Source organism: Streptomyces sp. NPDC056160 (genome assembly GCF_042268205.1).
Taxonomy (GTDB): domain Bacteria; phylum Actinomycetota; class Actinomycetes; order Streptomycetales; family Streptomycetaceae; genus Streptomyces.
Window position 1 is genome coordinate 1 of the sequence record NZ_JBHJUW010000150.1, and the last position, 20,246, is coordinate 20,246.

Annotated in this window: 15 protein-coding genes; 3 read left to right on the forward strand and 12 right to left on the reverse strand. The window is 73.4% G+C overall.

Annotation, left to right across the window (positions count from 1 at the left end; translation table 11 throughout):
• Positions 1-44 precede the first annotated feature (44 nt).
• The 5 genes from ACFC02_RS35465 to ACFC02_RS35485 all read right to left on the reverse strand — a co-directional run bounded on the left by ACFC02_RS35465 (position 45) and on the right by ACFC02_RS35485 (position 6,152).
• Positions 45-563 carry an O-acetyl-ADP-ribose deacetylase gene (locus ACFC02_RS35465; protein WP_376366172.1) on the reverse strand — a complete coding sequence of 173 codons (519 nt, stop codon included), beginning with the start codon at positions 561-563 and terminating at the stop codon, positions 45-47.
• The gene (locus tag ACFC02_RS35470; RefSeq protein WP_360964767.1) at positions 560-1,969 is read right to left on the reverse strand and encodes an NAD(P)/FAD-dependent oxidoreductase; all 1,410 of its coding nucleotides are present in this window, start codon (positions 1,967-1,969) and stop codon (positions 560-562) included. Before ACFC02_RS35470 ends, ACFC02_RS35465 begins: the two co-directional genes overlap by 4 nt.
• A 132-nt stretch (positions 1,970-2,101) precedes the next feature.
• Positions 2,102-2,947, reverse strand: coding sequence for an inositol monophosphatase family protein (locus ACFC02_RS35475; protein ID WP_376366174.1), 846 nt, complete (start codon positions 2,945-2,947; stop codon positions 2,102-2,104).
• A 165-nt stretch (positions 2,948-3,112) separates the two neighbouring features.
• Positions 3,113-4,942 (reverse strand): gamma-glutamyltransferase family protein, encoded by a 1,830-nt coding sequence (locus ACFC02_RS35480; RefSeq protein WP_376366176.1) that lies wholly within the window; start codon positions 4,940-4,942, stop codon positions 3,113-3,115.
• A 244-nt stretch (positions 4,943-5,186) separates the two neighbouring features.
• Positions 5,187-6,152, reverse strand: coding sequence for a hypothetical protein (locus ACFC02_RS35485; RefSeq protein WP_376366178.1), 966 nt, complete (start codon positions 6,150-6,152; stop codon positions 5,187-5,189).
• 139 nt (positions 6,153-6,291) lie between these two features.
• Between ACFC02_RS35485 and ACFC02_RS35490 the strand changes: the two genes are divergently transcribed.
• Together ACFC02_RS35490 and ACFC02_RS35495 are read left to right on the forward strand one after the other, a co-directional pair.
• Positions 6,292-7,356 (forward strand): biotin/lipoate A/B protein ligase family protein, encoded by a 1,065-nt coding sequence (locus ACFC02_RS35490; RefSeq protein ID WP_376366180.1) that lies wholly within the window; start codon positions 6,292-6,294, stop codon positions 7,354-7,356.
• A gap of 242 nt (positions 7,357-7,598) precedes the next feature.
• Positions 7,599-8,321, forward strand: coding sequence for a hypothetical protein (locus tag ACFC02_RS35495; RefSeq protein WP_376366182.1), 723 nt, complete (start codon positions 7,599-7,601; stop codon positions 8,319-8,321).
• Positions 8,322-8,384: 63 nt separating this feature from the next.
• Here the strand turns inward: ACFC02_RS35495 and ACFC02_RS35500 are convergent, their stop codons facing one another.
• The 7 genes from ACFC02_RS35500 to ACFC02_RS35530 all read right to left on the reverse strand — a co-directional run bounded on the left by ACFC02_RS35500 (position 8,385) and on the right by ACFC02_RS35530 (position 17,306).
• Positions 8,385-9,911, reverse strand: coding sequence for an NCS1 family nucleobase:cation symporter-1 (locus ACFC02_RS35500; protein ID WP_376366183.1), 1,527 nt, complete (start codon positions 9,909-9,911; stop codon positions 8,385-8,387).
• 29 nt (positions 9,912-9,940) lie between these two features.
• Positions 9,941-10,963 carry a TIGR03842 family LLM class F420-dependent oxidoreductase gene (locus ACFC02_RS35505; protein WP_376366185.1) on the reverse strand — a complete coding sequence of 341 codons (1,023 nt, stop codon included), beginning with the start codon at positions 10,961-10,963 and terminating at the stop codon, positions 9,941-9,943.
• An 11-nt stretch (positions 10,964-10,974) separates the two neighbouring features.
• The gene (gene hydA, locus ACFC02_RS35510; RefSeq protein WP_376366187.1) at positions 10,975-12,378 is read right to left on the reverse strand and encodes a dihydropyrimidinase; all 1,404 of its coding nucleotides are present in this window, start codon (positions 12,376-12,378) and stop codon (positions 10,975-10,977) included.
• A 30-nt stretch (positions 12,379-12,408) separates the two neighbouring features.
• On the reverse strand, positions 12,409-13,251 hold the full coding sequence (locus ACFC02_RS35515) for a nitrilase-related carbon-nitrogen hydrolase (protein ID WP_376366189.1): 843 nt from the start codon (positions 13,249-13,251) through the stop codon (positions 12,409-12,411).
• Positions 13,252-13,410: 159 nt separating this feature from the next.
• Positions 13,411-15,126, reverse strand: coding sequence for a PucR family transcriptional regulator (locus ACFC02_RS35520; RefSeq protein WP_376366191.1), 1,716 nt, complete (start codon positions 15,124-15,126; stop codon positions 13,411-13,413).
• A gap of 57 nt (positions 15,127-15,183) precedes the next feature.
• A complete protein-coding gene (locus ACFC02_RS35525) occupies positions 15,184-16,467 on the reverse strand; it encodes an aspartate aminotransferase family protein (protein WP_376366193.1) in 1,284 nt (427 codons plus the stop codon).
• A complete protein-coding gene (locus tag ACFC02_RS35530; protein WP_376366195.1) occupies positions 16,464-17,306 on the reverse strand; it encodes a nitrilase-related carbon-nitrogen hydrolase in 843 nt (280 codons plus the stop codon). The genes ACFC02_RS35525 and ACFC02_RS35530 overlap by 4 nt, the downstream gene beginning before the upstream one ends.
• 313 nt (positions 17,307-17,619) lie before the next feature.
• On the opposite strand from ACFC02_RS35530, the gene ACFC02_RS35535 reads away from it, so the two are divergent.
• Positions 17,620-20,172, forward strand: a complete 2,553-nt coding sequence (locus tag ACFC02_RS35535; RefSeq protein ID WP_376366197.1) for an ATP-dependent Clp protease ATP-binding subunit — start codon at positions 17,620-17,622, stop codon at positions 20,170-20,172.
• Positions 20,173-20,246 lie beyond the last annotated feature (74 nt).

The following is a 20,246-nucleotide window of genomic DNA, read 5'->3' on the forward strand; positions in this document are numbered from 1 at the left end:
CCGCCGGGGCGGGCCGGTGGCCGTGCGCGGCGCGGTGCCCGCTCTCAGGCGAGTTGCGCGGCGAACGCCTGGTAGGCCGGGTCGTCGAAGAGGACGAACGTGACCTCTTCGACGGCGGTCCGCGTCTGCCGCACACTCTGGACGGCAACGCGTGCGGCGTCGTCGAGCGGCCAGCGGTAGACGCCGGTGGAGATCGCCGGGAAGGCGACCGTGCGGGCCCCCAGTTCGTCGGCGACCCGCAGGGACTCGCGGTAGCAGGAGGCCAGGGGTGCCGGGTCGCTGCCCGGGCCCTGGTACACCGGACCGACGGTGTGGATCACCCAGCGGGCGTCCAGCGCGCCCGCGGTGGTGGCGACGGCCTGCCCGGTGGGCAGGCCTCTGCCGTACCTGGAGGCCCGCAGCGCGCGGCACTCCTCCAGGATGGCGGGGCCGCCGCGGCGGTGGATGGCGCCGTCGACGCCGCCTCCGCCGAGCAGGGAGGAGTTGGCGGCGTTGACGAGGGCGTCGGCGTGCTGCCGGGTGATGTCGCCGCGCACGAGCCTGAGGGCGGGGGTGGCGGTCATGTCTGGCGCAGCCTCCTCCAGACGGCCTTGGCCGCGTTGTGTCCGGACATGCCGTGCACTCCGGGGCCGGGCGGGGTGGCCGAGGAGCAGATGAAGACGGCCGGGTGCGGGGTGTGGTACGGGAACAGGGTGAGCTTGGGCCGGAGCAGGATCTGGAGTCCGGAGACCGCGCCGGAGGCGATGTCGCCGCCGACGTAGTTGGCGTTGCGGGCGGCGAGCTGTGCCGGTCCGGCGGTGGCGCGGGCGAGGACGCGGTCGCGGAAGCCGGGGGCGTAGCGCTCCAGTTGGCGTTCGATGGCGTCGGTGAGGTCGCCGTCCCAGCCGGCCGGCACATGTCCGTACGCCCAGAAGACGTGCTTGCCCGCGGGGGCCCGGGTGGGGTCGACGACGCTGGGCTGGACGGTGATGAGGAAGGGTCTGTCGGGTGCGCGGCCCTCGCGGGAGGCGGCGCGCAGCGCGGCGCCGATCTCGGTGCTGTCCGCCCCGATCTGCACGGTTCCGGCGGCGCGGGGCTCCTCGGCGGTCCACGGGACGGGCCCGTCCAGCGCGTAGTCGATCTTGAAGACCCCGGGGCCGTACCGGTAGGAGTCGTAGTAGCGGCCCAGGCCCGCGATGCGGGCCAGCGCGGTGGGTGAGGTGTCGAAGACGTACGCCCGGGCGGGCGGCAGGTCGTCGAGGCGTTTGACCTCGTAGTCGGTGTGCACCGCGCCGCCGAGGTCCTTGAGGTGGGCGGCGAGGGCGTCGGAGATCGCCTGGGAGCCGCCGCGGGCCAGCGGCCAGCCGCGGGCGTGCGCCGCCAGCGCGAACACCAGGCCGATGGCGCCGGTGGCGAAGCCGCCGAGCGGTGCCATCACGTGGGCGACGAGGCCGGCGAAGAGCGTCTTGGCCCGCTCGTCGCGGAAGCGGCGCGTGAGCCAGGTGGAGGGGGGCAGTCCGGCGAGGCCGAAGCGGGCGAGGGTGACCGGGTCGCGGGGCAGGGCGGTCAGCGGCAGGGACATGAAGTCGCGGGCCAGGGTGTCCCAGCGGGGCAGGAACGGCTCGACGAGCCGGCGGTACGCGCCGGCGTCCCGCGCCCCGAAGGAGGCGGCCGTCTCGGCGACGGAGCGGGCCAGGACGGCCGCGGTGCCGTCGGGGAAGGGGTGGGCCATGGGCAGCTCGGGGTGGAGCCACCGCAGGCCGTAGCGCTCCAGGGGCAGGGCGCGGAAGGCGGGCGAGTTGACGGCGAGGGGGTGGGCGGCGGAGCACGGGTCGTGCCGGAACCCGGGGAGGGTCAGCTCCTCGGTGCGGGCGCCGCCGCCGACGGTGTCCCGCGCCTCGAACACGGCCGTGGAGAAGCCGCGGCGGGCCAGCTCCACGGCGGCGGTCAGGCCGTTCGGCCCCGCTCCCACGACCACGGCATCGAGCATCGACGGCACCTTCGGACCCCTTCGTCAGCCGATGGCCACGCGGACCTGTCGTCGGTGCCAGGATATGCCGCCGCACCGACACCGGGGCCCGCGGGGCGCGGCTCCCGCAGGGTTCGGCGGCCCCGGCACGGCTCAGGCCGGGGCGGTCAGCGTCCCGATCACCCGCCGGGCGGTGGCCGCGTCCCGCGCGGCGGTGAACGGCAGGGCGTTGCCCCCGGTGACCCGGAACGGCTCGCCCGCGAGGGTCACGTGGGTGCCGCCCGCCTCCGCCACGAGCAGCAGGCCCGCCGCGTGGTCCCAGGCGGCCTCCCAGGTGAACGCGGTGGCGTCCAACTCGCCCCGGGCGACGGCCAGGTACTCCAGGCCGGCCGAGCCGCAGGCGCGGGGCGCGAATCCGTCGCTCCACAGGCCGCGCAGGGCGCGCTTCTGCGCGTCGTTCGTGAAGTCGGGGTGTGAGGTGGCCACTTGGAGCGCGCGGCCCGGCTCGGGGGCGCCGCAGCGCAGGGGTTCGCCGTCGAGGCGGGCGCCCCGGCCGCGCACCGCGACGGCGAGCCGGTCGAAGGCCGGGGCGTAGGTCCAGGAGGCCAGGACGACGCCGCGCAGGGTGAGGGCGACCAGCGTGCAGAAGCCCGGGTCGCCGTGCACGAACTGGCGGGTGCCGTCCACCGGGTCCACGATCCACACCGGGGCGTCGCCGCCTATGGCCCGGTAGACGGCGGGGTCGGCGTGCACCGCCTCCTCGCCGACCACGAGGGAGCCGGGCAGCAGGCCGGCGAGCGTGTCGGTGAGGTACCGCTCGGCGAGCCGGTCGGCGTCGGTGACCAGGTCGTGGGGTCCGGACTTCTGGTCGACCTCGTGCGCGGCGAGCCTGCGGAAGCGGGGCATGATCTCGGCCGCGGCGGCCTTGCGGACCGCCTCCTCCACGTCGGACGAGCGCTCCGCGAGAAACTCTTCGATGGTTTCCGTCTCTTCGATCATGCCTCCATGAGAGCACGCGCCTGTGACAACGCCCGCCGCCCGGGTGCACACCGGGTGGAATCGGCGTGAACACCCGGGGCGCGGGCCCCGGGACCGGGCCCCGCAGGCCGCCCTTCCCTGTCGTCCCGGCGCCGCCGGGCGCTTCCCGGTCTCCTCCGGTGCCGCTCAGCGCCCCACCGCGTACCCCTGCATCCCGCGCGGGTTGGCCGCCGCCGACAGGACGCCCGTGCGCGGGTCCCGGGCGACCGCGCACAGCCGGCCCTCGGACCAGGCGTCGCCGACCGTCACGTCGTGGCCCCGGCGGCGCAGCCCGGCGACGACCTCCGGGTCCGTGCGGGACTCGACGGTGACGGAGCCCGGACGCATGCCGCGTGGGTAGAAGGACCCCGGGAAGGCGTCGTTGTGCCAGTTCGGGGCGTCGACGGCGCCTTGCAGGTCGAGGCCGCCCCGGACCGCCGAGCGCAGCGCGACCGCGAGGAAGAAGTGCAGCTGCCACTGGTCCTGCTGGTCGCCGCCGGGCGTGCCGAAGGCCAGCACGGGCACTTGGTCGCGCAGAGCGAGGGACGGGCTGAGGGTGGTGCGGGGGCGGCGGCCGGGCGTCAGCGTGTTCGGCAGGCCCTCCTGCAGCCAGGTCATCTGCAACCGGGTGCCGAGCGGGAAGCCCAGTTCGGGCACGACGGGGTTGGACTGGAGCCAGCCGCCGCTGGGCGTGGCGGCGACCATGTTGCCCCAGCGGTCGACGACGTCGAGATGGCAGGTGTCGCCGCGGGTGGCGCCGTCGGAACGGACCTCGGGCTCGCCGGGCACGGGGGACGTGGACGGCTTGGCGACCGTCGGCTCGCCGACGCCCAGGGCGTCGTACCCGCCCTCGTCCGCGGCGGCCCGGTACGCGTGCGCGCTCAGCCTCGGAACGCGCCCGCCGGGGCTGCCGGGACGCAGTTCCCAGGAGGCCTCGGCGCCGATCAGCCGGCGCCGCTCGGCGTTGTACCGCGCGGCGAGCAGGTCGTCGAGCGGCACGCCGGCCGCGTCCCCGTACCAGGCCTCGCGGTCGGCCATGGCGAGCTTGCAGCCCTCGACGAGCAGGTGGACGTAGTCGGCGGACCCGTAGGGGGGCAGTTCGGGCGGGAGCAGGGCGAGTTGCTGGAGGAAGACCGGTCCCTGGCTCCAGGGGCCCGCCTTGCACAGGGTCCAGCCGTTCCAGTCGTAGGTCGCCGGGGCCTCGTAGGAAGCGGACCAGCCGGCCAGGTCGGCGGCGGTGAGGGTGCCGGTGCGGTGCGCGCCGCTGGTGTCCAGCGTGGGCCGCCGCGCCTGCCTGACCAGGGCCTCGGCGACGAAGCCGGACCGCCACACCTCGCGGGCGGCGTCGATCCGCGCCTCCCGGTCTCCGGCCCCTGCCGTCTCGGCCAGCAGCCGTTTCCAGGTGGCGGCCAGGGCGGGGTTGCGCAGCAGTTCCCCAGGGCGGGGCGGCCGGCCGCCGGGCAGGTACACGTCGGCCGAAGAGGTCCACTCGGTCTCGAACAGTTCCCGTACGGTCTCGACGGTCGCTCCGACGCGCTCCACCGGGGCGTGCCCGTGCTCGGCGTACCCGACCGCGTACTTCAGGACGTCGTCGAGCGACTTGGTGCCGTGGTCGCGCAGCAGCAGCATCCACGCGTCGAAGGCGCCGGGAACGGCGGCGGCGAGCGGCCCGGTGCCCGGCACGAGGTCGAGCCCGAGCCCCTTGTAGTGCGCGACCGTCGCCCCGGCCGGCGCCACGCCCTGCCCGCACAGCACCCGCACCTCGCCGCCCGCCGGCGCGAGCAGGATCGGCACCTCACCGGCCGGCCCGTTGAGGTGCGGCTCCACGACGTGCAGCACGAACGCACCGGCCACGGCCGCGTCGTAGGCGTTGCCGCCGGCCTCCAGCACGGCCATCGCCGACTGCGAGGCCAGCCAGTGGGTGGAGGACACCATGCCGAAGGTGCCCTGGAGGGTGGGGCGGGTGGTGAACTGCATCTCTCACCTCGGTGTTCGCTGCGTGCCGGTGGCGTCGCCGGTCCTGGTGACCCCGGTTCGGTACGCCACCCCGGATCTTCCCGGGCCTCTCCGGATCTTCCCGGGCCTCCCCAGACCTCCCCAGGCGGTTGCGGCGGTACGCACCGCGGCTGCCGTGCCGCGGGCGGCCTGATGCCGGCGTCGGGCGGCGGGCGGCGGGCGGCGGTGGTGCCGTGGCACGGACGGGGCAGGCCGCGGCGCGGCCTCATGAACCGTCCCGCACGAGGGCGCGGGCGTTGCGCACGGCGGCTCGGGCGCGGGCGCGCGCCTCCTCCAGTGCGGGGCGGTGCTCGGCGATGACCGCTGCCTGCTCGCGTACGTCGAGGGCCCGCACCGTGCGGACCCAGCCCGTCCGCCGCTTGCAGCGGGCGTCGGCGACGGCCGTGCGTCGCTCGGCCTCGGAGGGCCGCTCGTCCTCGGGGCGGTGGGCGGAGAGGAAGCGTTTCAGGTCCTCGTCACGGCGGTCGTCGCCGTCCTGCGCCTCGCGGGGCGTGGCGTAGTGGTAGCCCGCCCCGCGCATACAGGCCGACCACAGCCGGTCGGCGTGCGTCCAGGCGGGGTCCTGCTGCGCGCGTTGCCGGCTCTCGGAGCGCAGGGTGAGGACCGGGTCCGGTGCCGCGTACCGGTCCCGGCCGTAGATGCGCAGGTCGGCCCGGCCCAGGCAGCCCCGTTCGGGGATCGGGTGACCGTGGACGCTCCTCGGGTCGTCGCCGAAGCCCGCCCCCGTGAGGGCCAGGTATTCGGGTAGCGTCCACTTCCTGTCCGGTGCCGCCCGCCGGTACTCGGCGACCGGTGCCCGGTAGCCGTAGGTCGCGGCCTCCTCGGGGTCCTGGACGCCGTAGCGGTGGTCGCGGTCGGCGACGGCCATCAGGCCGACGACCGTCTTCCCGTCGGCCGGGCGCTGCGGCGGGCCCGGCGGGTGAGCGGGGTCCAGGTCGCGCAGGCTGTCGAAGCCGAGGCCCCGCATGCACTCCTTGGCGAGGGTCCAGCGGGCGACGGCGACGGTGTGCGTCTCGGCGGCGGTCATCCCGTAGGCGTCCAGCGGGTCGGCGTCCAGGGCGCCTGCCGCCGCCGGACCGGCACCGGCGAGCCCTGCGCCGGGCCGGTCGCCGCAGACCGTGAGCCCGAGGCCCAGGGCGAGGAGCAGGACGGGAACGGTGGCTCTGCGCATCCGCCCAGCCCATCAGGGCCCCTTCGCCGGGACTGTGACGGAAGCCATAGTTCCGGGTCACAGGCACATCACAGGTGGGCGGGGAACACACCGGTCCGCCCGGGCGTTGGTCCCTGCGGCAGCAAGGGAGGGCCAGGAAGTGCACGGTGAGTACAAGGTGCCCGGCGGCAAGCTCGTCGTCGTGGACGTGGAGTCCGAGGACGGCGTGCTGCGGCAGGTGCGCGTGGCGGGTGACTTCTTCCTGGAGCCGGACGAGGCCCTGGACGCGGTGAACGCGGCGCTGGAGGGTGCCCCCGCCGACACCGACGCGGCGGGCCTCGCCGCCCGCATCGACGCGGCGCTCCCCGTCGGCACGGTCATGTACGGACTGACCTCGGAGGGCGTGGGGGTCGCGGTGCGCCGCGCGCTGGCCCACGCCACCGACTGGACCGACTACGACTGGCAGCTGATCCACGAAGGCCCCCAGTCCCCCGCCCTGCACATGGCGCTGGACGAGGTGCTGACCGCCGAGGTCGCCGCCGGCCGCCGGCCGCCGACCCTGCGGGTGTGGGAGTGGGCCTCCCCCGCGGTGATCATCGGCAGCTTCCAGTCGCTGCGCAACGAGGTGGACGCCGACGGCGCCGCACGGCACGGCGTCGAGGTGGTGCGCCGGATCTCCGGCGGCGGCGCGATGTTCGTCGAGCCGGGCAACACCATCACCTACTCCCTGTCGGTGCCCGAGGCGCTCGTGCAGGGCCTGTCCTTCCAGGACAGCTACGCCTACCTGGACGACTGGGTCCTCGGCGCCCTCGGCGACATGGGCATCCGGGCCTGGTACCAGCCGCTGAACGACATCGCCACCGACCAGGGGAAGATCGCGGGCGCCGCGCAGAAGCGGATCGTCGGGCCGGGCGGCGGGCCGGGTGCGGTCCTGCACCACGTGACCATGTCCTACGACATCGACGCCGGCAAGATGCTCGACGTGCTGCGCATCGGGCGGGAGAAGATGTCCGACAAGGGCACGAAGAGCGCGAAGAAGCGGGTGGATCCGCTGCGCCGGCAGACGGGGCTGGCGCGCGAGACCGTCATCGAGCGGATGATCGAGTCCTTCGGCAGCCGGTACGGGCTGACCGGCGGCAAGGTCACCGACGAGGAACTGGCCCGCGCCCAGGAGCTGGCGCGCGCCAAGTTCGGTGCACCGCAGTGGACCGCGCGCGTGCCGTGACGCGGTGACCGCCCCGGCCACCGGTGACCGGCGACCAGCGACCAGCGACCAGCGACCAGCGACCAGCGACCAGCGACCAAGCATGCTGCCCCGGCCGGGGGCCCGGTGGTGCCCGGCCGTGTGATCGCCCGGGCACGGAGCGAGTTGGCACTTCCGCCGCACAGGCGGGCATGTGACACTGTCGTCCCGTCCACACTGCGGACGTGCTTCGCAACGTCCGTCCCCCACACGAGAAGTGTGCCGTGCGTGATCTTCCCCTGCCGCTCGCACTCACCGCGCGGCTGACTCCGGTCGTCGTACTCGCCTGTGCCGGCTGGGCGTTGACGTCCGGCCCGTTCGCCGGGTCGTCCGCCGACGGGCCCAAGGCGGGCGGACAGGGCACCGGCACCACCGGCACCCGGTCGGGCTCGGCGTCCGGCTCCCCCACGGTGCCGGGGTCGTCCTCCGGGACGTCCGCCACCGGGCAGCCGAACGCGTACACGTCGGCCCCCGCGCCGTGCACCGCCGTCTCCACGAAGACCGTCACCACGCTGGTCCCCGGCGCGAAGACGGCGGGCAAGGAGATCGCCTCGACGGACGAGAGCGTGCGCCGGACCTGTTCCTGGAACGCGCTCAAGGGCTACGACTACCGCTGGCTCGACGTGTCCTTCGAGGTCATGCGGTCCGACGAGGCGGCCACCGCCGCCTACCAGCAGCGCACCGCCGCGAAGAGCGGCGGCGGTGCGGTGCCCGGCCTCGGTGACGCCGCCTACTCCGTCGTGAACCTCACCACCGAGAAGAAGCAGCAGACCCGTGAGGGCGTGGTGCTGGTCCGCGCAGCCAACGCGCTGGTGGCGGTGACGTACAACGGCAGCGACTTCGAGACGAAGAAGGCACCCGCCGCCGACGAGATCAACAAGGGTGCCATCAAGGCGGCCAGGGAAGCGGTGGCCGCGCTGCTGGGCGGCCGGTCCCAGGGGAACTGACCGCCCCGACCGGACCCGGCCGCCCCGTGCACGGGCTCGGCCCGCGTCGGCCGACGCCCCGCGTCAGCCGACGCCCCGGGTCCGCCGGCCCGGCAGCGACAGCAGCAGGTACAGCACGGTGGACGTGCCCAGGCCCACGGCCCAGCCGTAGTCGGCCAGCGGTCGCAGGGCCGGGAGCGGCCGGCCGTCGATCAGCGGATGGAAGTCCGCGCCGCCGACCGCCAGGACGCCGCCCACGACGAAGGCGGTGACGGCCCGCCAGTTCCAGCCGCCCGCGTACCAGTAACGTCCGCCGGCGCGGTACAGGTCGCCGAGGTCCAGGCGGGCGCGGCGCAGGATCCAGTAGTCGGCGACGAGGATGCCCGCGACCGTGCCGAGCAGCCCGCCGACCAGGCCCAGCCAGGTGAAGATGTAGCCCTGGGGGTCGGAGTGGAGCTTCCAGGGGCGGATCACCACGGCGAGTACGGCCGTGATGAGGGCGCCGGTGCGGAAACTCACCCTGCGCGGCGCGACGTTGGAGAAGTCGAACGCCGGGGAGACCAGGTTGGCGGCGATGTTCACCGACAGGGTCGCCACCAGCACGGTCACCAGTGCGTACAGCAGCCCCGCCGTGTTGTCCGCTTTCGCCGCCAACTGCACCGGGTCCCACACCGGTTGGCCGTAGACGGCCTGCGAGCCGGAGGTGACGAGCACCGACAGGAACGCGAACAGCGTCATGGTGGTGGGCAGGCCGAGCGCCTGCCCCCGGGTCTGCGCCCGCTGGCTCCTGCCGTAGCGGGTGAAGTCGGGGATGTTCAGGGAGAGCGTCGACCAGAAGCCGATCATGCCCATCAGCGAGGGCGCGAACAGCTTCCAGAAGCCGGCGCCCCAGCCCAGCTTCGAAGGCTGGTCGAACAGCGGGCCGAAGCCGCCGGCCTTCGCGCTCATCCACCACAGCATCACGAACGCGCCGACGAGGACGAAGGGCGCCGCCCAGTTCTCGAAGCGGCGGATGGTGTCCATGCCCCGCAGGATGACGGCTACCTGGATCACCCAGAAGAGGGCGAAGGACAGCCACATCGTCCAGGCGTACCCGCCGATGCGGGCGGCGCCCGTCCAGCCGTCCCCGACCAGCTTCCCGGCCAGGAAGTAGATCGCCTCGCCGCCGATCCAGGTCTGGATGCCGAACCAGCCGCACGCCACCAAGGCCCGTACCACGGCGGGCAGGTTGGCGCCGCGCACCCCGAAGGACGCGCGGGCGAAGACCGGGAACGGAATGCCGTACCTGGGTCCCGCGTGGCCGGTGAGCAGCATCGGGACGAGCACGATCAGGTTGGCCACGGCGATGGTGAACACCGCCTGCTTCCAGTCCATGCCGACGGCGATCAGGCCGGAGGCGAGGGTCCAGGAGGCCGTGTTGTGGGCCATGCCGACCCACAGGGCGGAGAAGTTGTACGTGGTCCAGGTGCGCCGCGCCACCGGGACCGGGAGCAGGTCGGCGTTGGCGTAGGGGCCGCTGGGCGGTGGAGTGCCGGGAGCGAGCTCCACGCGCCCGTCGGGGAGGGTGACCTGGGCGGTCGGCGGTATGCCCGGGGGTGCGGTGTCGGTCATGGACGGCCCCAATCGACGGGGGTGTTGGGCTATCTGGGATTGACGACGGGAATGACCTCGCGGCCGTACGCGTCGATCACGGCTTCGCGCGCGTCGTGCATGGCGTACACGGCGAACTGGTCCACGCCCAGCTCGCGCAGCGCGTTCAGCTTCTCGATGTGCCGCTCGGCCGGTCCGATCACGCAGAACCGGTCGACGATCTCGTCGGGCACGAACCGGGTGTCCGGGTTTCCGCTGCGCCCGTGGTGGGCGTAGTCGTAGCCCTGGCGGGCCTTGATGTAGTCGGTGAGGGCGTCGGGTACGGCGGCGGAGTGCTCTCCGTAGCGGGCGACCAGGTCGGCGACGTGGTTGCCCACCATGCCGCCGAACCAGCGGCACTGCTCACGGGCGTGGGCGAGCGCCTCGGGCGAGTCGTCGGCGGTGACGTAGGCGGGGGCGGCCACGCAGACCTTCACCTCGGCCGGGTCGCGCCCGGCGGCGACGGCGGCGTCCTTGACCGCCTTGACCATGTACTCGGTGAGGTACAGGTCGGCGAGCTGGAGGATGAAGCCGTCGGCCTCCTCGCCCGCCATCTTCAGGGCCTTGGGCCCGTACGCGGCCATCCAGACGGGCACTTCGGCGCCCGGGCCGACCCAGGGGAAGCGGACGGTCGTGCCGCCGAGGTCGGCCTCCTCTCCCCTGCCCAGCGCCTTGACGACCTTCATGGCCTCGCTGATCCGGGCCAGCGTGTTGGGCTTGCGGCCGGCCACGCGCATCGCGGAGTCGCCGCGGCCGATGCCGCACACCGTGCGGTTGCCGAACATGTCGTTGAGGGTGGCGAAGGTGGAGGCGGTGACCTCCCAGGTGCGGGTGGACGGGTTGGTGACCATCGGGCCGACGGTCAGGTGCTGGGTCTGCGCGAGGATCTGGCTGTAGATGACGAACGGTTCCTGCCACAGCACGGCGGAGTCGAAGGTCCAGCCGTAGCGGAAGCCGTTGTGCTCGGCGCGCTGCATCAGGCTGATGACGCGCGAGGCCGGCGGGTCGGTCTGCAGGACGAGTCCGAAGTCCATGGGCACCGCTCCTAGTCGAGGTACTGGCAGGTGGAGCGCGGGGTGTAGACGCCGTGTCCGGCGCGTCCGGTGTACTCCCGCTCGGTGATGACGGGCTCGCCGCGCGAGAGCACGGTCTCCACCCGGCCGGTGACGCGGCGGCCCTCGTAGGCCGAGTAGTCGACGTTCATGTGGTGGGTCGCCGCGGACAGGACCTGCTCGGCGTGCGGGTCGTAGATCACGATGTCGGCGTCGGCGCCGGGCGCGAGGGTGCCCTTCTTCGGGTACAGGCCGAACATGCGGGCCGGGGCGGCGCAGGCGATCTCGATCCAGCGGCGGCGCGAGATGTGCCCGTCGACGACGGCCTGGTGGAGCAGGTCCATGCGGTTCTCGACGCCCGGCAGGCCGTTGGGGATCTTGGAGAAGTCGCCGCGGCCCAGTTCCTTCTGCCCGGTGAAGCAGAAGGGGCAGTGGTCGGTGGAGACCACCTGGAGGTCGTCGGTGCGCAGGCCCCGCCACAGGGACGCCTGGTGGTCCTTGGGGCGCAGGGGGGTGCTGCACACGTATTTGGCGCCCTCGAAGTCCGGTTCGGCGAGGTTGTCGGTGGACAGGAACAGGTACTGCGGGCAGGTCTCGCCGAAGACGGGCAGCCCTTCGTCGCGGGCCCGGGTCAGTTCGGCGACCGCCTCGCGCGCCGAGACGTGCACGACGTACAGCGGGGCGCCAGCCACCTGCGCGAGCCGGATCGCACGGTGGGTGGCCTCGGCCTCCAGCAGGGCCTTGCGGACCTCGCCGTGGTAGCGCGGGTCCTTCTCGCCGCGGGCCAGGGCCTGGGCGACCAGGACGTCGATGGCGATGCCGTTCTCGGCGTGCATCATGATCAGCCCGCCGTTGTCCGCGGCACGCTGCATGGCGCGCAGGATCTGCCCGTCGTCGCTGTAGAACACGCCCGGGTAGGCCATGAACTGCTTGAAGGAGGTCACGCCCTCCTCCACCAGCAGGTCCATCTCCTTGAGCGTGTCCTCGTTCACGTCGGAGACGATCATGTGGAAGCCGTAGTCGACGGCGCAGTTGCCCTCGGCCTTGGCGTGCCAGGCGTCCAGGCCCTCGCGCAGGGCGCCGCCCTTGGACTGGATCGCGAAGTCGACGATGGTGGTCGTGCCGCCCCAGGCGGCGGCCCGGGTGCCGGTCTCGAAGGTGTCCGAGGCGTAGGTGCCGCCGAAGGGCATCTCCATGTGGGTGTGTCCGTCGACGCCGCCCGGGATGACGTACTTTCCGGTGGCGTCGATGGTCCGCTCCGCCGTGAACGCCTCGGCGGCCGGGGTGCCGGAGGCGGCGAGGGCGGCGACGCGGCCGTCCTCCACGAGGACGTCGGCGTGCGTCTCGTCGGCGGCGGTGATGACGAGGCCGCCGCGGATGACGGTACGGCTGCTCATGGTCCCACTCCTTGCAGGTGACGTGCCGGGTCAGGGGGCGGTCAGCGGCGTGTACGCGCCCGGCGCCCGGTCGCGGTAGAACTGCCAGCGGTCGCGGACCTCGCGCAGTTTGGCCAGGTCCAGGTCGCGGACGACGAGTTCGGGTTCCTTGTCGCTCGCCACCTCGCCGACGAACTGCGCCTCGGGGTCGACGAAGTACGACGTCCCGTAGAAGTCGTCGTCCCCGTACTCCTCGACGCCGACCCGGTTGATGGCGCCGACGAAGTACTCGTTGGCGACGGCCGCCGCCGGCTGCTCCAGCTGCCACAGGTAGCCGGACAGGCCGCGGGAGGTGGCCGACGGGTTGAAGACGATCTCGGCGCCCGCCAGGCCGAGCGCCCGCCAGCCCTCCGGGAAGTGCCGGTCGTAGCAGATGTAGACGCCGACCTTGCCCACGGCCGTGTCGAAGACGGGCCAGCCGCTGTTGCCCGGCCGGAAGTAGAACTTCTCCCAGAAGCCGTGCACCTGCGGGATGTGGGTCTTGCGGTACTTGCCGAGGTAGGAGCCGTCCGCGTCGATCACCGCGGCGGTGTTGTAGAGGACGCCGGGCCGCTCCTCCTCGTACATCGGCAGGACCAGGACGATGCCCAGCTCCCGGGCGAGCGCCTGGAAGCGGCGGACGGTCGGGCCCTCGGGGATCTGTTCGGCGTACGCGTAGAACGCCGGGTCCTGGACCTGGCAGAAGTACGGTCCGTAGAACAGTTCCTGGAAGCAGAGGACCTGGGCGCCCTGGGCGGCCGCGTCGCGCACCGCCTGCTCGTGCGCCGCGGTCATGGACTCCTTGTCGCCGGTCCAGGCGGTCTGGAAGAGGGCGGCACGGATCACTCGGCTCATCGAAACCTCCGCTGCTCGGTCGGTGTGGGGCGAGCGTAGGGAGGCGGCGGCCCTGCTTTTGAGGTGCACGCTGTCACGTCCGCGGGGGCAGGGCGTGCCACCGTGTCACCCTGGCGCCGCCGCATGCCTCACCGCCGTTCCCGTTGCCCGTCACCGTCTTCACTGCTGTTGCGCGTCGTGCGCGAGGAGTGCGATGTGCACCGAGGCGGCCTGCTCGAAGTCGTCGAGGTCCACCCCGAGGCGCCCCTGTATGGCCTCCAGGCGCCGGTAGAGCGCGGGCCGGGAGACATGGTGGAGGCGTGCGGTGCGGGACTTGTTGCGGCCGGTGGCGAGGTAGGTGCGCAACACGTCCAGCAGATCCTGGTCGGTGCCGCACAGCAGCCCGTCCAGCTCCCGCTCGGCGAAGGACTGCACCTGCGGGTCGTCACGCAGCAGCCGGATCAGCCCGCGCAGGTGGACGTCCCTCAGCCGGACCACGACCGGCAGGTCGCGGGCGCAGACGGAGTCACCCACGGCGTCGGCCACGTGCCGTGCCTCCCGCAGCCCGGCGGGCACGTCGTCCCATTCTCCGCGCGCCTGTCCGGCGGCCACGACCGGCGCCGCGTGCGGGTGGTCCGCGTCCCGGGACGCCTGTCCGGCGGCCACGACCGGCGCCGCGTGCGGGTGGTCCGCGAGCGGGGACGCCTGTGCCGGGCGGCCGGGTCCCGGGTCGGCGTGCAGCCGGGCCGCGAAGTGGGTGGTGAGGGCTTCGGCGTCCTGGTCGCGCGGGAGGCTGAGCAGGACTGCGGTGAGGCCGTCGGACAGTTCGGCGACGAGTCCGGGCAGGCCGAGCAGGCGCAGCAGCCGGTCGAGTGCGGCCGGGCCGGCGTCGCGCACGACCAGGGGCACGAAGGTGCGCCGGTTGACCGGCAGGCCGGCCGCGCGGGCCCGGGGCAGCAGCTGCCGGGCCGGTACGGTCTCGCCGACCAGGTCGGTCAGCAGGCTCTGCGCGCACTGTTGCTCCCAGGAGCCGCCCGCGCCGCCGCCGAGCATGCGGTGCAGGACCAGGGCCTCGGCGGCGCGGTCGGCCAGCAGCCGTCCTGTGGCGCCGTCGCCGCGGTGGCCGCAGAGCACGATCCGGCCCCAGTTCTGCCCGCGTCCGCCGAGTTCGGCGCGGATCCAGCCGTCGCCCTCGGTGCCTCCCGCCTGCCGGGCGATGCGTTCCCAGTCGCGCAGCACGTCGTCCACCGCGGAGCGTTCGCCCGCCGTGGCGAGGACGCGGTGGGCGAGGTTGGTGACGACGACGGGGCAGGCGCTGTGCCGGGCGATCTCGTCGAGCAGTGCCTGCAGCGGGGCGCCCGCGGTGATCAGTGCGGTGAGTGCGGTGCGTACGGTCTCCGAGAGGCTGACCGAGGCGAACTTCTGCCGTACCAGCCGGGACTGGACCTCCTCGGTCAGCTCGGCGAACGGGAAGGGCCGGTGCAGGACGACCAGCGGCAGCCCGCACCGCTCGGCGGCCCGGCGCATCACCTCGGGCGCGGCGGGGAACGCCCGCCCGAGGCCCAGGACCACGGCCGCGGCCTCCGCGCGGTGCAGGGAGCGGATGTACTCGGCCTGCTTGTGTTCGTCCCCGGCGAGCAGCACGCCGGTGGTGAGCACCATCTCGCCGCCGCTGAGCATCACGCCGACGTCCGCGGCCTCGGCGACGTGCACCCAGCGCACGGGCCGGTCCAGCCGGGCGGCGCCGGCCACCACCTCGGGCTCCCCGGCGAGCACCCTCTCCAGGGTGAGCACTTGGCGGACGGACAGGACGCAGGAGGCGTGCTCCGGCGGGTTCCAGGGGACCGGTTCCGGGCGGCCGCGGGCGCTCGGGGACCTGTCCGGGGCGGTGGTCATGGGCGGCACTCCCCTCTTCTCGCCTCGCTCGCCGCGGACTTCGCCTCCGGCGCGCTCTCAGGAGGCGGCGCGCAGCGCGTCCGCCAGGATCGCGGCGCCCTCCTCGGCCTCCGCGACGGTCAGGGACAGTGGTGGGGCGATGCGCAGCGCGCTGGTGTCGTGGCCGCCGCCCTTGCCGATGAGGAGGCCGCCTTCCCGGGCCGCCTCCAGCACGGCGGCGGCAGCGCGCGGGTCGGCCTCGTCGGTGCCGGGCCTGACCAGTTCGACGCCGATCATGAGCCCGCGGCCGCGGACCTCCCGTACGCCGGGCAGTCCGGCGGCGACGGCCCGCAGCCGCTCGATGAGCAGTCCGCCGACCCGCCGGGCATTGCCCTGGAGGTCGTGTTCGACGAGGTGGTTGAGGTTGGCGAGGCCGGCGGCCATGGTGATCTGGGTGCCGCCGAAGGTGGAGATGCTGTTGGCGTCCAGGCAATTCATGATCTCGGCGCGGGCGACGACCCCGCCGATCGACATGCCGTTGCCGATGCCCTTGGCGAAGGTGACGATGTCCGGCGGTCCGCTGCGTCCGTGCGCCTGCCAGCCCCAGAAGTGGTCGCCGGTGCGGCCCCAGCCGGTCTGCACCTCATCGGCGATCCACAGGATGCCGTGGTCCTTCAGGACGTCCCGGAAGGCGGCGTACAGGCCGTCGGGCGGGGAGGTGAAGCCGCCGACCCCCTGGATGGGTTCGGCGATCAGCGCGGCGGGCGGGCGGGTGTGCCCGAGGAGGTCCTTGAGGTCCTCCACGCAGGCCGCGACGAACTCGTCGTCGGTGAGGTGGGCGAAGGGGCCGCGGGTGCGGACGCCGCCGTGGACGTACAGCGTCTGCAGCGGGGAGAGGGAACTGGGCGACCAGGAGCGGTTGCCGGTGATGCCGATCGCGCTGAAGGAGCGGCCGTGGTAGCTGTTGCGCATGGCCAGCACCGTGTTGCTGCGCCGGTACGTCGTCGCCAGCAGCAGAGCGGTGTCGTTGGCCTCGGTGCCCGAGGTGGTGAAGAAGACGCGGGCGTCCGGAATGCCGCTCAACTGGGCGATGCGCTCGGCCAGTTCGACCATCGGCCGGTTGAGGTACAGGGTGGAGGAGTGGATGATCCGGGCGGCCTGCTCGCTCACCGCCTTGGTGACCTCGGGCAGCGCGTGCGCGGTCATGGTGGTCAGGATGCCGCCGAAGAAGTCCAGGTAGCGGCGGCCTTCGGCGTCCCAGACGTGGCGGCCCTCGCCGTGGGTGATCTCCAGCGGGTCCTCGTAGTAGAGGGCGAGCCAGTCGGGCAGGACGGCCCGGTGACGGTCGTACAGGTCGTTCACGGCTGCACCAGCCCTTCGTAGGCGTCGGGGCGGCGGTCGCGGTAGAAGGCCCACTGCTGCCGCACCTCTTCGATGAGGTCGAGGTCGAGATCGCGGACGACCAGTTCCTCGGTGGCGTCGCCGGCCACGTCGCCGACGACCTGTCCGCGGGGGTCGACGAAGTACGACGTCCCGTAGAAGTCGTTGTCGCCGTACTCCTCGCGGCCCACGCGGTTGATCGCGGCGACGAAGTACTCGTTGGCGACGGCGGCGGCGGGCTGCTCCAGCCGCCACAGGTAGGAGGACAGGCCGCGGTGGGTGGCGGAGGGGTTGTAGACGAGCTGGGCTCCGTTCAGGCCGAGCTGCCGCCAGCCCTCCGGGAAGTGGCGGTCGTAGCAGATGTAGACGCCGACCCTGCCCACGGCGGTCTCGAAGACCGGCCAGCCCAGGTTGCCCGGTTTGAAGTAGAACTTCTCCCAGAACCCCTCGACCTGCGGGATGTGGTGCTTGCGGTACTTGCCGAGGTAGCTGCCGTCCGCGTCGATCACGGCGGCGGTGTTGTAGTAGAAACCGGACTGCTCGACCTCGAAGACCGGGGCGACGACGACCATGCCGGTCTCGCGGGCCAGCTCCCGCATCCGGCGCACGGTCGGGCCGTCCGGGACCGGCTCGGCCCAGCGGTAGTGCTCCGGCTCCTGGACCTGGCAGAAGTAGGGCGCGTTGAAGACTTCCTGGAACCCGATGATCCGGGCGCCGCGCCGGGCCGCCTCGCGGGCGTGCTCCTCGTGCTTGGCGACCATGGACTCGGTGTCGCCGGTCCAGGTCGCCTGGACCAGGGCCGCACGGACGACATTGGTCATGAGCTGCTCCTTCGACGTACGTCAGAGCCTCTACGCCCGTAGAACACACGTAGAGGCACGAACGTAAGCCTCCCCGGCCGCCTTGCCAAGACCATCGTCGCGAACCCGCGGAGTCGATCGTGATTCACACTCCGCTGGACGAGCCCGCCGGTCCGGGCCGGGGCCCCGGGCCGGTGGGCCCCCGACGTGCCCGGACGGACCGGACCGCCCGCGCCCGACATGCCCGGGCGCACAGAACGTGCAACCGTGGGCATGAGCCCCGCTCACCCGGTTACCCGGCGGGAGCCACCCGTCAGCGAAGGAACGGAAAGCGATGACCAGCGGCTTCGTCGGCCCGGAGGGCGATCGCGACCCCTTCGGCGAATTCTTCGCCCGGTTCTTCGGCGGCACCCGCCCCGGTCCCCGGCACGTGGACATCGGCAGGCTCCTCAGCCAGCCCGCCCGGGAACTCGTCAAGGGAGCGGCCCAGTACGCCGCCGATCACGGCAGCCGGGACCTGGACACCGAGCACCTGCTGCGCGCGGCGCTCGCCACGGAACCCACCCGCTCCCTGCTCAGCAGGTCGGGCGCGGACCCCGACTCGCTCGCCACGCAGATCGACGAGCGGTCCGGGCCCGCGCAGAGCCCGCCGGGCGAGGCTCCACCGCCCACCGCGCTCTCCCTCACCCCGGCCGTCAAGCGGGCGCTGCTGGACGCGCACGACATGGCGCGGGCCAGCGGCGCCGGGTACATCGGCCCGGAGCACGTGCTCAGCGCCCTGGCGATGAACCCCGACTCGGCGGCCGGGCACATCCTGAACGCGGCCCGGTTCGCCGCCTCCGGCCTGCCTCCTGAGACCCAGGACACCAGCGCACCGACGGGCACCGAGCACCGGCGGCCCACCGGCACACCCACCCTGGACAAGTACGGGCGCGACCTCACCGAGATGGCCCGCCAGGGCCGGATCGACCCGGTGATCGGGCGGGACCAGGAGATCGAACAGACCATCGAGGTGCTCTCCCGGCGCGGCAAGAACAACCCGGTGCTGATCGGTGACGCGGGCGTCGGCAAGACGGCCATCGTCGAAGGGCTCGCGCAGCGCATCACCGACGGCGACGTGCCCGACATCCTGCTCGGCCGCCGGGTGGTGGCCCTGGACCTGACGGGTGTCGTCGCGGGCACCCGCTACCGGGGCGACTTCGAGGAGCGGCTGAACAACATCGTCACCGAGATCCGCACCCACTCCGAGCGCCTGATCGTCTTCATCGACGAGCTGCACACCGTGGTCGGCGCGGGCGGCGGCGGTGAGGGCGGCTCCATGGACGCGGGCAACATCCTCAAGCCCGCCCTGGCCCGCGGCGAGCTGCACGTCGTGGGCGCGACCACCCTGGAGGAGTACCGGCGGATCGAGAAGGACGCGGCGCTGGCCCGCCGCTTCCAGCCGATCCTGGTGCCCGAGCCGACCGCCGCCGACGCCATCGAGATCCTGCGCGGGCTGCGCGACCGCTACGAGGCCCACCACCAGGTCCGCTACACCGACGAGGCGCTGGTGGCCGCCGTGGAGCTGTCCGACCGGTACCTGAGCGACCGGCGGCTGCCGGACAAGGCGATCGACCTGATCGACCAGGCGGGCGCCCGGGTACGGCTGCGCGCCCGCACCAAGGGCACGGACGTACGGACCATGGAGCGCGAGGTCGAACAACTCGCCTGCGACAAGGACCAGGCGGTCGCGGACGAGCAGTACGAGCAGGCCACCCAGTTGCGCGACCGCATCGGCGAGCTGAAGCGGCGCATCGCCGAGGCCGGCGGCGAAGAGGAGGCCGACGAGGGGCAGAATCTGGAGGTGACCGCCGAGGCCATCGCCGAGGTGGTGTCCCGGCAGACCGGCATCCCCGTCAGCAGCCTCACCCAGGAGGAGAAGGAGCGCCTGCTCGGCCTGGAGGAGCACCTGCACCGGCGGGTCGTCGGCCAGGAGGAGGCCGTCGCCGTGGTCGCCGAGGCGGTGCTGCGCTCCCGTGCCGGTCTGGCCAGCCCCGACCGGCCCATCGGCAGCTTCCTGTTCCTCGGCCCGACCGGCGTCGGCAAGACGGAACTGGCCCGGGCGCTGGCGGAGGCGCTGTTCGGCAGCGAGGACCGCATGGTCCGCCTCGACATGAGCGAGTACCAGGAACGGCACACGGTCAGCCGCCTGGTGGGCGCCCCACCCGGGTACGTCGGCCACGAGGAGGCCGGCCAGCTCACCGAGGTCGTACGCCGCCACCCGTACTCGCTGCTCCTGCTGGACGAGGTGGAGAAGGCCCACCCGGACGTCTTCAACATCCTGCTCCAGGTGCTCGACGACGGGCGGCTGACCGACTCCCAGGGCCGCACGGTGGACTTCACCAACACCGTCATCGTGATGACCAGCAACCTCGGTTCCGAGGCGATCACCCGGCGCGGTGCCGGGATCGGGTTCGGAGCGGGCGGCGCGGAGGCGGACGAGGAGGCGCGGCGCGAGCAGATCCTGCGCCCGCTGCGCGAGCACTTCCGGCCCGAGTTCCTCAACCGCATCGACGAGATCGTCGTCTTCCGCCAGCTCACCGCCGAGCAGTTGCGGCAGATCACCGACCTGCTGCTGGAGAGGACCCGCAGGCTGCTGCACGCGCAGGGCGTGGCGGTCGAGTTCACCGACGCGGCCGTGGACTGGCTGGCGCAGCGCGGCTACCAGCCGGAGTACGGAGCCCGCCCGCTGCGCCGCACCATCCAGCGCGAGGTCGACAACCAGCTGTCCCGGCTGCTCCTGGACGGGCGGGTCGGTGAGGGCAGCCGGGTCACGGTGGACGTCGAGGACGGCCGGCTCTCCTTCCGCCCGCAGGACAGGGAGCCCGCTCCGGCGCCCACCGAGTGAGGACGGCGCCGGGGGACGGCGCCGGACGCCGGGGGGGGGGGCGCGGACCCGGGCCCCCCCCCCCGGGGGCGGCG

Coding starts and splice junctions, on each gene's coding strand:
- ACFC02_RS35465 (WP_376366172.1), bottom strand. CDS start 563: ATGACCGCCACCCCCGCCCTCAGGCTCGTGCGCGGCGACATCACCCGG.
- ACFC02_RS35470 (WP_360964767.1), bottom strand. CDS start 1,969: ATGCTCGATGCCGTGGTCGTGGGAGCGGGGCCGAACGGCCTGACCGCC.
- ACFC02_RS35475 (WP_376366174.1), bottom strand. CDS start 2,947: ATGATCGAAGAGACGGAAACCATCGAAGAGTTTCTCGCGGAGCGCTCG.
- ACFC02_RS35480 (WP_376366176.1), bottom strand. CDS start 4,942: ATGCAGTTCACCACCCGCCCCACCCTCCAGGGCACCTTCGGCATGGTG.
- ACFC02_RS35485 (WP_376366178.1), bottom strand. CDS start 6,152: ATGCGCAGAGCCACCGTTCCCGTCCTGCTCCTCGCCCTGGGCCTCGGG.
- ACFC02_RS35500 (WP_376366183.1), bottom strand. CDS start 9,911: ATGACCGACACCGCACCCCCGGGCATACCGCCGACCGCCCAGGTCACC.
- ACFC02_RS35505 (WP_376366185.1), bottom strand. CDS start 10,963: ATGGACTTCGGACTCGTCCTGCAGACCGACCCGCCGGCCTCGCGCGTC.
- hydA (WP_376366187.1), bottom strand. CDS start 12,378: ATGAGCAGCCGTACCGTCATCCGCGGCGGCCTCGTCATCACCGCCGCC.
- ACFC02_RS35515 (WP_376366189.1), bottom strand. CDS start 13,251: ATGAGCCGAGTGATCCGTGCCGCCCTCTTCCAGACCGCCTGGACCGGC.
- ACFC02_RS35520 (WP_376366191.1), bottom strand. CDS start 15,126: ATGACCACCGCCCCGGACAGGTCCCCGAGCGCCCGCGGCCGCCCGGAA.
- ACFC02_RS35530 (WP_376366195.1), bottom strand. CDS start 17,306: ATGACCAATGTCGTCCGTGCGGCCCTGGTCCAGGCGACCTGGACCGGC.
- ACFC02_RS35535 (WP_376366197.1), top strand. CDS start 17,620: ATGACCAGCGGCTTCGTCGGCCCGGAGGGCGATCGCGACCCCTTCGGC.